8 protein-coding genes are annotated in these 12,825 nt (G+C 53.7%); all 8 read left to right on the plus strand.

Translation table 11 applies throughout. The features are described 5' to 3' along the window. Positions 1 to 984: 984 nt before the first annotated feature. The 8 genes from mutS (at position 985) to ACTHRH_RS11920 (ending at position 12,655) form a co-directional block, all read left to right on the plus strand. Positions 985 to 3,636 carry a DNA mismatch repair protein MutS gene (gene mutS, locus ACTHRH_RS11885; RefSeq protein WP_150959967.1) on the plus strand — a complete coding sequence of 884 codons (2,652 nt, stop codon included), beginning with the start codon at positions 985 to 987 and terminating at the stop codon, positions 3,634 to 3,636. A gap of 41 nt (positions 3,637 to 3,677) precedes the next feature. After that, entirely contained in the window at positions 3,678 to 5,129 is a 1,452-nt protein-coding gene (locus tag ACTHRH_RS11890; protein ID WP_440415660.1) for a S41 family peptidase, read from the plus strand. A gap of 121 nt (positions 5,130 to 5,250) precedes the next feature. Further along, on the plus strand, positions 5,251 to 7,404 hold the full coding sequence (mutL, locus tag ACTHRH_RS11895) for a DNA mismatch repair endonuclease MutL (RefSeq protein ID WP_144933475.1): 2,154 nt from the start codon (positions 5,251 to 5,253) through the stop codon (positions 7,402 to 7,404). Positions 7,405 to 7,534: 130 nt separating this feature from the next. Continuing rightward, positions 7,535 to 8,308: a class I SAM-dependent methyltransferase gene (locus ACTHRH_RS11900; protein WP_144933476.1), complete on the plus strand. Its 774-nt coding sequence runs from the start codon at positions 7,535 to 7,537 to the stop codon at positions 8,306 to 8,308. Beyond that, entirely contained in the window at positions 8,305 to 9,276 is a 972-nt protein-coding gene (gene miaA, locus ACTHRH_RS11905) for a tRNA (adenosine(37)-N6)-dimethylallyltransferase MiaA (protein WP_440415663.1), read from the plus strand. The genes ACTHRH_RS11900 and miaA overlap by 4 nt, the downstream gene beginning before the upstream one ends. Before the next feature lie 66 nt (positions 9,277 to 9,342). Beyond that, positions 9,343 to 9,582 (plus strand): RNA chaperone Hfq, encoded by a 240-nt coding sequence (gene hfq, locus ACTHRH_RS11910; RefSeq protein ID WP_144933478.1) that lies wholly within the window; start codon positions 9,343 to 9,345, stop codon positions 9,580 to 9,582. A gap of 289 nt (positions 9,583 to 9,871) precedes the next feature. After that, positions 9,872 to 10,033, plus strand: coding sequence for a hypothetical protein (locus ACTHRH_RS11915; protein WP_440415665.1), 162 nt, complete (start codon positions 9,872 to 9,874; stop codon positions 10,031 to 10,033). Between the two features lie 42 nt (positions 10,034 to 10,075). Then, the gene (locus tag ACTHRH_RS11920; protein ID WP_440415667.1) at positions 10,076 to 12,655 is read left to right on the plus strand and encodes a PBP1A family penicillin-binding protein; all 2,580 of its coding nucleotides are present in this window, start codon (positions 10,076 to 10,078) and stop codon (positions 12,653 to 12,655) included. Positions 12,656 to 12,825: the final 170 nt, after the last annotated feature.

A 12,825-nucleotide genomic window follows, 5' to 3' on the forward strand; every position in this document is an offset into this window, starting at 1 on the left:
GGCAAATATCCCTAGCCCGAGTTGCGCCATCGGCCAGGAGCGGTCTGGACCAACAGGCTTCACATTTACGCATTTCTGACAAAGGATGCTCATGCTTTTCGAACGTGCGTTTTGGCATAATTTTTGCGAGCTTCTAAAAGACTGATGAAGAAAGACCTGCAAAACGGCAGGTCTTTTTGTAATATTTAACTTGAGATCAGCCAAAGACATGCAAATGTTGCGTAAATTTATCCATTTTGTTGATATCCCATATTTTTCCAGGAATGGACATGCAGTTTTGCACGTCTTTTTCGGGATTTGCCGGATTTTCGCCAAAAGTCATGCACTTTGCTTGTCTTTTGGGACATCACCGGTACAGTTGTGGAGAAGGTTCGCGAAAATATGCATGACTATATCCCGAATAATCAGCAACGTCAGTGATTATCGGCACTTCATTCCTCGGCGAACATAAATTCCTGCGAAAGTACATCAATTATGTAGCGAATCTAGATATCGGGAAGAAAAGCCTGCGAAAATACAGGAATTCTCGTTCGAAATAACCAAACCGCCGCTTCAACAAGCCAAAAAGATGTATCTTTGCAGGCTTTCCCCGAGACAGCTCGGCAAACATTCCAAAAGATGTACTTTCGCAGGTTTTTGACTCCACGGACCCTGATGGAACTCGTCGATTCTCCCACTTACATTATATTAATGAAGGTGCCGTCGCTCTCTGAACGGATGCCCTAAGTCATGTCGGTGATTTGCAGCGAGTTTTCGAAACAGCGTGACCGTGAAAAAAGAAACTGTTTAATAGAGCCAGCAAACGTTTGGAGGATCCGATCCGCAGACGTCGCTGCTAACGGCCGGATGTATACCTGGTTCAATCCAAGCTTGTCCTGGCGGACCTCTAAAGAAATGGAAATGAGTTGTCAAAAAATCAGGCGGGCCTCCAACCATTCATGTTATAATGAAATTTATACGCTGTTTCTGTTATGGGGGTTTGAAATGACTAAGTATACACCGATGATACAGCAATATTTGTCCGTCAAAGCCGAGGCGAAGGACGCTTTGCTATTTTTCCGGCTTGGCGACTTCTATGAGATGTTTTTCGAGGATGCGATCATTGCTTCACGGGAGCTAGAGCTGACGTTGACCGGTCGGGAGGGCGGGGCGGAAGAGCGGATTCCGATGTGCGGCGTTCCCTATCATTCGGCCGATAACTATATTTCCAGATTAATAGATAAGGGTTATAAAGTGGCGATCTGCGAGCAAGTGGAGAATCCGCAGGAGGCCAAGGGAATTGTCCGCCGGGAAATTGTCAGGATCGTTACTCCGGGAACGGTCATGGAAGGCAAGCAGCTGCCGGAAGGCACCAACAACTATGTGGCCTGTCTTGCTTCTGTGGAAGGAAGCTTCGCTTTCGCGGCCTGCGACCTATCTACCGGGGAGCTGTATGTGACAGAGGTGGAGGCGGAGGAATCGCTTCTGGACGAGCTGTCCGTCTATTCTCCCTCGGAGGTGATCGGGGAGGAGGCGCTGCTGAACAGGGTTAGAACAGCCTTGCAAGGCCAGGCCAAAGCTCCGCTGTATACGGTCAGAGAGGCGGAGGATCCGGAAGCCGGCTCCTTCTTTGGAGAGCAAGAGTGGGGCACGCTTGGACAAGCCGAGAAGAAGGTCGTTTCGGTCCTTATGGCGTATTTGAGTGAAACGCAGAAGAGAGCGCTCGCTCATATTACTTCCATCCGGCGTTATGAGACGAATCAATTCATGGTAATGGACCCCTTCACCAGACGCAACCTGGAATTGGTCGAAACCGTTCGCGAACGTTCGAAAAAGGGCTCCCTGCTATGGCTTCTGGACCAAACCGTGACCTCCATGGGGGCGAGGATGCTGCGCCGATGGATAGAGAAGCCGCTGATAACGCGCGGGCCGATCGAGGAAAGGCTAGAAGCCGTGGAACGCTTACATAATCAGGTCATCGTCCGCGATGATCTCCGCTCGGCTCTGAAGGAGGTCTACGATCTGGAGCGGTTGGTCGGCCGGATCTCCTACGGCAACGCGAACGGCAGAGACCTGGTGGCGCTGCAGCATTCGCTCAGGCAAGTTCCGGCGCTGCGGGAAGTATGCGTCCAGTCGGGTTCCTCCACACTACATAAGCTCGTTGAAGGAATGGACGATTGCCAGGACATCCGCGCATGGATCGAGGAAGCGATCGTTGACGAACCGCCGGTATCCGTAAGAGACGGGGGGCTGATCCGTGACGGCTATCACGAATATCTCGACCAGCTCCGCGAAGCCGACCGCAACGGAAAGCAATGGATTGCCGAACTGGAGAGCAGGGAACGGGAGAAGACCGGAATTAAATCGCTGAAGGTCGGATATAACAAAGTATTTGGATATTACATAGAAGTAACCCGTTCCAATCTGCATTCGATCCCCGAGGGCACCTACGAGCGCAAGCAAACGCTGGCGAATGCCGAGCGGTTCATTACGCCCGAGCTGAAGGAGAAGGAAGCACTCATTCTGGAAGCCCAGGAGAAGATTGTAGTCATCGAATACGACTTGTTCCAGCAGCTTCGCGGGCGAATCGCCGGACAGATGGACAGGCTGCAGAAGCTGGCCGGGATCATCGCCACCATCGACGTTCTGCAGTCTCTGGCAACGGTAGGCGCCGAACGGCGGTTCTGCCGTCCGGTCCTGGCAGAGAGCGGCGATATGTCCATCAAGGCGGGGAGACATCCGGTTGTCGAGGCGGTGCTGGAGGAGCATGCCTTTGTCGCGAACGATACGGAGCTGCAGATGAACGAAGGCCGGATCATGCTTATTACCGGTCCGAACATGGCCGGTAAAAGCACTTATATGCGGCAGGTGGCCATTCTGTCGATCATGGCGCAAATCGGCAGCTTCGTCCCGGCGGAGAGTGCGGTCATTCCGCTGGTTGACCGGATTTTTACGAGGATCGGGGCGGCCGACGATCTGATCGGCGGGCAGAGCACCTTTATGGTCGAAATGATGGACATTCAGGTGATGACCGAGAAAGCGACGGATCGCAGCCTGGTCATCATCGACGAGTTGGGCCGCGGGACATCCACGGGGGAAGGAATGGCGATAGCCCAGGCGGTGATCGAATACCTGCATGACCAGGTTGGGTGTAAGACGCTTGTTTCGACTCATTTTCATGAGTTGGCACATTTGGACGAGAGCCTGCCGCACCTGCGTAATTTCTGTATGGCGGTTAAAGAAAGCGGGCAGCAGGTTACCTTCCTGCGCAAGCTGATCCCCGGGGCTGCGAGCACGAGCTACGGAATTTATTGCGCACAAATTGCCGGCCTCCCGGAATCGATCATCCAGAGATCCTACACGCTGCTTAACGCCTTCGAGGCCAGAGCCGCCGTACAGCATGCCGAGGAGGAAGCGGCGGCAGCGGCGGTCCAGTTGAGCTTCTTCCCGCCGGAGGCTTCCCTATCCGAAGCAAAACCGGGAGCCTCGGGCTCGAAATCCCGGGAACGAGAAGCAGCCCGGTATAACGCCGCTTCAGACGGTAAATCGTCAGGCAAGGCGGAGCAGGTGATGGAACGGTTGAAAAATGCCGATTTGATCAATATGACTCCTCTTCAGGCGATGAATTTTCTATATGAACTCAAGAACGATTGTTAATTTATACCCGAAAGCTGCAATCCAATGGAGGAGGAATCAGATTGAAGAACAGGACTTATCGCTGGAAATCGCTTATGCTCGCCGTCATTATGGCATTGACGCTTGCGCTTCCGGCTTATGCGGAAGAGGCAAACGAAGCACTATATGTGGATGACCTGGAGTATCGTGTACTTGAAGTTTATGAGCTGTTGAAGAATCTTCATGTGAGCGGTGTGGATACTGAGACGCTGTCGGAAGCTTCTATCAAGGGCATGCTGCAAGCAGTCGATGATCCTTATACCAGTTTTATGACGGTTGAGGAATGGGAAGCTTTCCAGAACACAATAGACCAACAGTATACCGGATTGGGGATTGTAGTGACGAAGATTCCTGAAGGAATCGCCATTGAACGGGTGATTCCCGGTTCCCCCGGGGAGGCAGCCGGCTTGATGGCAGGTGACCGGGTACTGTCTGTCGCGGGCCAGCCGGTGACGGAGCAAATGACTCTGGATGAAATGGTTGCCCTTATTCCGAAAGAGGAAAATGCGGAAGTGGAGCTTTCCGTTGGCCGGGGCGAGGAAACGCTGCAAATCAAGGCGACGGTGAAAAAGGTAACGGTGCCTGTGGCAACGGGCAAACTGCTGCAAGGAGGCATCGGTTATATTGAACTGACCATGTTTTCCACGGAGTCGGCAGCGGAGTTCTCCAAGATTATGGAGCAGTGGAAAAACGAGTCCATCCGCGGCTTGGTCATAGATCTTCGGGATAATCCCGGAGGGCTGTTGGATGCTTCGGTTGAGATAGCCAAGCATTTTGTGAAGGAAGGGGTCATCGTGCAAACCCAGGATCGCAGCGGGAAGAAGGCTGAGATCAAGGTTGACGGTGGTTCTGAAGTGAGCTATCCGGTCGTTCTTCTGGTCAACGAGAACAGCGCCAGCGCATCGGAATTGTTGTCCGGAGCATTGAGGGATCACGGCAAGGCAACCATTGTAGGTACGAAGACATTCGGCAAAGGTAGCGTACAGGCTTCTTATGAGCTATCCGATGGCAGTGTCCTGAAGCTGACGATAGAAGAGTACTTGACTCCGAAATCGGATAAAGTGAACGGAGTCGGAATTACGCCGGACGTTCACGCAGAGGGAGATCTTCCTCAATTGTTAACCGCACTTCGTACGGCCGGTGCAGACAATTTGCAGGTAAGCCAGTCGGAGGGACAGGCGGTACGGATTAACGGAGTGGAATTTGCCGGGAGCGTGCCTGTTCTTCGCGAAGAAGGCCGTACGTTCGTTCATTCCCGCATTCTTGCTTCTCTGGCCGGCAGCACCATCGAATGGAAGGCCGACCGGCAAATGGTTGAAATGACGCTAGATGGCCATGCGGTTCAATTCCCGCTCGGAGCGGAAATGAAGATGAAAGAAGACATGACGTATATTGAACTGAATGCCTTCAAGCAATCGTACGGCAAATTCGATTGGTCCGACGAAGCCGGGCAGTTGACTCTTACGATATCTTAATGCACAAGCTATCCGATCAGAAATGAAGTCCCAATCGGCCGGATCGGGCCGCTATTATGTGGCACTTATAAAATTTGCATTAAACGATACGCTTGGAAAATGAGGAAAGGAGGCGGTCCGGATGGGAATTATCCGACTGTTGGACGAGCATATCGCTAACCAGATTGCAGCAGGTGAAGTGGTGGAACGGCCATCCTCGGTCGTGAAAGAGCTGGTCGAAAATTCGATAGACGCCGGAAGCACCCGGGTGGACGTCAGTCTGGAGGAAGGCGGCATTCAGTTGATCCGGGTGACGGATAACGGGTCGGGGATGGCGGCGGAGGATTGCCGGACCGCTTTCTTCCGCCATGCGACCAGCAAAATCTCGAGCGGCAAAGATTTATTTCACATCCGTACGCTCGGCTTCAGAGGGGAAGCCCTGCCAAGTATCGCTGCCGTAGCCAAGGTGGAATGCCTGACCTCCGACAATGAATCAGGACTCGGCCGGCGGATAGTGGTGGAAGGCGGAACGGTCGTTACAGAGGAGGAGGCAGCGGCCAATAGAGGCACGGATATTTTGGTGAAGGAACTGTTTTACAATACGCCGGCCCGGCTTAAGTACATGAAAACGATCCAGACCGAATTAGGCCACGTGTCGGATTTCATGTACAGGCTGGCGCTCGCACACCCCGAAATAGCTTTCTCCCTTAAGCATAACGGCAACTCGCTGTTGAGGACACTGGGCAACGGAGATCTGCTGCAGGTTATCGCAGCCGTCTATGGAAGTGCGGCAGCCAAGAAAATGGTTCCCGTCTCCGGGGAGACATTGGATTATACGCTGACCGGGTTCATTTCGCTGCCGGAATGGACGCGGGCGAACCGACTCGGAATCTCTTCGTTGATTAATGGAAGGTATATTCGCAATTATGGACTCGTTCAGGCTATTTTGAAGGGCTACCATACGTTGCTGCCCATTAACCGGTATCCGCTGGCCGCTGTCCATCTGAAGATGGACCCGAGCCTGATCGATGTCAACGTTCATCCTTCGAAGCTCGAGGTCCGGTTCAGCAAGGAAGCGGAGCTGATGCAGCTGCTGGAGGAGGCGGTGCGCTCGGCCCTGCGGCAGGAGGTGCTGATACCAAGCGGCTCCAAGCCGGTGAAGCGCCAGCCTGTGGTGCACGAGCAGCTGGCGTGGTACGGCAGCGAGCCTGCCGCAGCGCCTGGCGAACAGCCGCTGCCCCCGCCGCCGCAGGCTGCGCCGCCTGCCGCGGCGGATGCGCCTACGGCGCGCCCGGCCGGCGAAGCGCCCGCCAGCGAGCAGCGTCCCACCGGGCCACATATAGGCCCGGACGACGCTCTGCTCGCAGCGGCCGCCGCCGGTGACGGCGCGCCGCCCGGCGCATCGCCGCGCGCCTGCGCAGCCGAGCCGCCCGCCGCTGCCGGCGCCGACGCGACCGCGCCTGCGCCGGAGCGGCCCAGCCACGCGAACGACGCGTGGCGCTCAGCCGCCGGCGCAGCGTCGGGCCGCGGGCCGCAGGCGCGGTCGGCCGCCCCGCAGGGGCCGGCAGCGTCCCCGTACGGGAATCGTTCCCGTACAGGGACGGCCGGCCGCGAGGGCGGCTTCGGCGGCGGCGCAGGCGCGCAGGCGCGTGCGGCGGCGGAGGCGGCCGCAGGCGTGCTCGCGCAGGCGGAGGCAGGCGGCGGGATGCCCGCGTTCCCGCGGCTCGAGCCGATCGGCCAGCTGCATGGCACATACATCCTCGCCCAGAACGAGGATGGCTTGTACATGATCGACCAGCATGCCGCCCATGAGCGGATTAATTACGAATACTATTATGATAAATTCGGCCAGCCTCAGGAGGCCAGCCAGGAGCTGCTCGTTCCGCTAACCCTGGAATTCACCTCTGCGGAAGCGGAACGGCTTAAGGAGCGGCTGGACTATTTCGAACAGGTCGGCGTCTATCTGGAGAGCTTCGGCGGGAACAGCTTCATCGTCCGCGCCTATCCCCATTGGTTTCCGGAAGGGGAAGAGAAGGACATTATAGAAGAAATGGCCGAATGGATATTGGCGGAGAAGAAACAGATTGACGTGGCCAAGCTGCGGGAAGCTTCCTCTACGCTTTGCTCCTGCAAAGCGTCCATTAAAGCGAACCAGCGACTGAGCCTGGCGGAAATCGAGGCATTGCTGGAACGGCTCGCTTCCTGCCGGATTCCATATACGTGTCCGCACGGGCGGCCGATTGTCGTCAGCTTCTCCACATATGAACTGGAAAAAATGTTTAAAAGAGTAATGTAGCTCAACAGATGATTCCGGCTTCCGCAGCATAGGGGAGCCGGATTATACTTTTGGGGCAAAATAGAGTATACTCTTGGGGCAAGGGAAGATGTTTTCTTGCAGACGAGCATAGAAATGACCGGGTGATGGCATGATTGTAACGACTACATATAACCCTACGGATGGCGCGATAGCGCGATCCCGAAGGATTGCTGCCGAGAACGGCTGGACCTGGGTGCCCCGGGAACGCCAATCTCTCAAGCAGCTTGCCGATAAATATGGAGAGGAACGGATTTGGTCCGTCTCCGAGCAAGAGCTGAATTATTATTGCGGCTCGCAGCCGCCTTTATTTTTTCATCCCAGCATGGCGCTGGTAAGAATCAAGCGAATCGTGCGCGGGGAGTCCGACTCGCTGCTCGCAGCCGCCGGTGTCCGGGAAGGAGATTCGGTGCTGGACTGTACCGCCGGTTTGGCCTCGGATGCCATTGTATTTTCTCATGCGGTCGGAAGCAGCGGGCATGTGACCGCGCTGGAGAGCGAGGGGGCTCTGGCCGTTTTGCTGAAGGAAGGGCTTAAGACCTATATTTCCGAAATTCCCCAACTGAACGAAGCGATGCGCCGGGTGCAGGTGGTTCACCGGGACCATGCGGAATATTTAAAGCAGCTTGCGGACAAGAGCTTCGATATCGTGTACTTCGATCCGATGTTCCGGGAGCCGGTGCAGGAGACCAGCCACCTGTCCCCGCTTCGAGAGGTGGCGAATTCCGCCTCCCTGCAGCCTTCCGCCATTGAGGAGGCCAAGCGGGTTGCGCGGAGAGCGGTTGTTCTTAAGGAGCTGCGGGGAAGCCGGGAATTCGAACGGCTTGGCTTCGGAGAGGTCGTTCGTTCCAGCTCGAAAATCGCTTACGGGGTGATCTCAGGATGACACGTGAATCTGACCAACCTAAACTGCTTGTTCTCGTAGGGCCGACGGCCGTCGGCAAGACAAGGCTCAGCCTGGATATAGCCGAATCGCTTCATTGCGAAATCATTTCCGGAGATTCGATGCAGGTATACCGGGGCATGGATATCGGCACGGCCAAGGCGACGAAGGAAGAAAGAGCCCGGGTTCCCCATCATATGATCGATATTCACGATCCGGATCATCCTTTTTCCGTAGCCGAATTTCAGGAACGGGCCCGGCGGCTTATCGAGCAAATCGGCGCCCGGGGCAAGCTGCCTTTCATTGTCGGGGGCACCGGACTGTATATTGAATCGCTGTGCTATGATTTTCAATTTAGCGATGCCGGCTCCGACGAACCATTCCGTGAGGAACAGCGGGCTTATCTGGAGCAGCATGGGGAGCAGGCTCTTCATGACAGGCTTCGCCAGATCGATCCGGCCACCGCGGAGCGGCTTCACCCGAACGATCACCGCAGGGTCATCCGGGCTCTGGAGGTCGCCCACTTGACAGGAATTCCGTTGTCGGAGCATCTGGCCGGGCAGCGCAGGGAATCTCCTTATAATCTTTGCATCATAGGCTTGACAATGGACCGGGAATTACTATATAAACGTATTGAAGACCGTATCGATCAGATGGTCGAGGAAGGACTCGTCGAAGAAGTGCGTGAGCTTCTTCGTCTCGGATATGGGGAGCACCTTGTTTCCATGCAAGGACTTGGCTATAAGGAAATCGCCGCTTATTTACGCAACGAGATGTCTTGGGAAGACGCAATTACGCTGCTTAAACGGAACACAAGGCGTTTTGCCAAGCGCCAGCTTTCCTGGTTTAGACGAATGAAGGACATCTGTTGGGTCGATGTGACAGACCATTCAAATTTTTCTAAACATTTGCGGACAATTAATGATATAATAGCAGGAAAGTTAACGCCCCATACGGAATACACTTCGTAACGTAGCTAATTCTTCCATAAAGTTTAGATGGCTGTCTGTTCCAACTATTTGAAGGAGGACCAATGGATGAACAAAACAATTAATATTCAGGACAATTTTCTTAATTCGTTGCGTAAAGAAAGTGTGCCCGTAACGGTTTACCTGACGAACGGGTTCCAGATTCGCGGGCTTATTAAAGCCTTCGACAATTTTACGATCATCATCGATAGCGAAGGCAGACAGCAGATGGTATACAAGCATGCGATATCAACGTTCACGCCAATGCGAGCGGTATCGTTTGCTCCGGAGATAGAATCAGATAAGTAGACGATTATGTAAATATTGGTAAACGGAGAAAACCCTTGCACCTGATTCAGGTGAAGGGTTGTTCTTTTTCTGGAGGCTTTTCCGGATGGATTATTAACGGTCTGTGCATGTTTTTCTCTACGGATTGTTCTCAAGAACGGTAGTCTGAAAGGTTCGGTTGGCCTTTTGCAGGTTAATGTTTGACAAGAGGTGCCGTGGGTTTTGGCTTGCTATGAAACTTTTAATCGTTTATATTCGTTTATACATTAGGAAGGGAAGGTTGAGCTTGCGTGCTGCCGGTGAATAAAGATTGAAAATCCGGTTGGGGACGGATCTGCGCAGGCTTTGGCCTGGCATGACGAAAGGATTCAACCGTTGGATGTTTAACAGGCATGAATTGCTGATCGTTTATGCAAACTTGACGAGAAGCCATCCATCATTCACCGGAAGCGAGATCAAGGACAAGAGATAGAAGAAAGATAACTTCCAGGGAGGAGACAAGGGGGAGAGAAACTTGACATCCAAGAAGAAAGCCAAAGCGAAACCGAAGAAACGTGTCTTTACATGGAGGAAAATGGCGGCATTGAGTTTGGTCACCGCCGCTCTGGCCGTTGTCGTCGCCTTGGCCGGATATTTGATCATTATTTACATGGGGAAAAATATACTGGATGAGCAGGCTAATAAGCTGCAGCTTACGGAAGGCTCCGTTGTTCTGGATTCTCAAGGCAACGAGGTGGCCAAGCTTTATCTGGAAAACCGGGAGCTGGTAGCTCTCGATGATATTCCGCCGCTCTTGCGTAAAGCTTTCATCGCGACCGAGGATAGAAGATTTGAAGAGCATACAGGTATCGATCTATGGGCGATCGGCCGGGCATTGGTCAAGGACGTCATTGCCCGCAAAGTCGTGGAGGGCGGCAGTACGATTACCCAGCAGTTGGCCAAAAACCTGTTCCTCAGTGCGGACAAGACGGTGTTCCGGAAGGCGACCGAGGTTTCCATCGCCATCGCTTTGGAGGAAGAGTTTACGAAGGATGAAATACTGGAAATGTATCTGAACCGGATTTTCTTCGGAAGCGGCGCCTGGGGGATCAAGATGGCCTCCAAACGCTATTTCGGCATTTCCGACCTGAACGAATTGGAGCTGTGGCAGATCGCTACGCTGGCGGCACTGCCCAAAGCGCCGACGACCTACTCTCCTCTTAATAATCCGGAGAAATCGAAAGAGCGGCGCGGGGTTGTCCTCACGCTGATGCATCAGCAGGGGCTGATCACAGAGGAAGAGATGAATCAGGCGAAGGCGGTGGACTACGATCCCGCCATGTCGACGGACATCCAGACGAGCAATCAATTTCCTTCCTATATTGATTATGTGGTTCAGGAAGCAAGCAAGCTATACGATATCGAGGAAGAGGAGCTGCTGCTTGGCGGCTACAGAATCGAGACGACCCTGAATTCCAATGCCCAGAGAATTCTGGAGGAAACCTTCAAGAACGATAAAATGTTCCAGAAGAAGACAGACAAGCAGACGATGGCTATGCAGGGAAGTATGGTCATTATTGACCATAAGACGGGCGGAATTGTCTCGATGATTGGCGGACGGGACTATGAGCGGAAGGGCTGGAACCGTGCATTGGTCAAGCAGCAGCCGGGCTCATCCTTCAAGCCTATCATCAGCTTTGCTCCGGCGATCGAATCCGGCAAATTTACGCCTTATTCGATGCTGAAGGATGAGAAAATGTCTTTCAACGGATATTCGCCCAGCAACCTGAGCGGTCAATATCGCGGAGAAGTCACGATGTTCGATGCGATGAAGTATTCCTGGAACATGCCTGCCGTATGGCTGTTGAATGAAGTAGGCCTGAAGTATGCGATGAATTTCGCAGAGGGGCTTGGAATTACTTTTGATGAAAATGACAGGAACCTCGCTATCGCTCTCGGGGGAATGACTTACGGGGTTTCGCCGTTAGAGATGGCGCAGGCGTACAGCGCTTTTGCCAATGATGGAATAATGCATGAGGCTCATGCCATCGTCAGCATCAAGGATAGAAACGGCAAAGAAATTCATGCCTTTAAAAATACGAAGGGCAAACGGGTGATGAAAGAATCTACGGCCCGATCCATGACGGCACTGATGCAGAAGGTCGTGGAGCCGGGAGGAACGGGCGCCAGCGCCGCGATGAACCGCCCGGTCGCCGGTAAAACAGGCTCGACCCAGCATCCATTCGTGGACAAACGCGACAAGGATATATGGTTTGCCGGTTATACTCCGGAATGGACCGCAGCTGTATGGATGGGCTTCGACAAAGCGGACAAAGACCACTACATCACGATCAAGAGCGGTCAAGCGGCCGCCTTGTTCAAGGAAGTAATGTCCAAGGCATTGGCCAAGGAGCCGGTCAAACCGTTCCCGGGTACGAAGGTGGAGGAGGAGCCGCCGGCCGATGAGGAAAAACCGGAGACGGTGACGAATTTCAACGCGCATTACGATAAGGAAAGCCGGAAGGTCAAGCTTTCCTGGCAAGCGGTAACCGGTAATGTCAATTACAAGATTTACCGGAAAGGCTCCAATGAAGGGGACTTCAGCTTCCTGCTGGAGGTTAAGACGGCGGAGGCGAACGACATTTCAGCCTTCCCGGGAGAAACCTATCAATACTATGTCGTTGCTTATGATCCGGAGAAAGATACGACCGGGGAACAATCGAATGTTGTGGAGGTAGCTATACCGGGGGAGAACGGAGAAGATGATTCTTCTCCCGATGAGACACCGGTACCGCCCGACAATCCGGATCATGGGGATAAAGACAAGGATAAAGATAACGACAGGGATAAAGATAAAGACAAAGATAAAGACAAAGACAAAGATCGGGAGCCGGGGGAAACACCTGATCCGAATCCGAGCCCGTCTCAGAACCCGGATTCATCAAATCGGCCCGATCCGACCCCGACTCCAAGCCCGGGTCGGGAGCCCGATGACCCGGATCGTCATCAATCCTCCTCCAATTCGACAATGAATCCGGGGGGAACGCCGGAGATCATTGATCCCATTGAGAACAATCGGGGTCAGGAAGAAGGCGGAGAGACAGCGGCTCCATGATCCGGTGGGGTTGTCTCAACAGTTAGTTCATTCATATGGAGAAACAGGCTCAACCGGTGAAAAGTTCATATATCGCCAAAAAAGGGCGAGGGGAGTGGGCAATTGTCCGCTAACTCTCGCTCTTTTTCTTTCATCGTTATCTGGTTGAACAAATGATGTACTGGGGGAAG

This window comes from Paenibacillus sp. SAFN-117, from assembly GCF_051966115.1.
Lineage (GTDB): Bacteria > Bacillota > Bacilli > Paenibacillales > NBRC-103111 > Paenibacillus_L > Paenibacillus_L residui.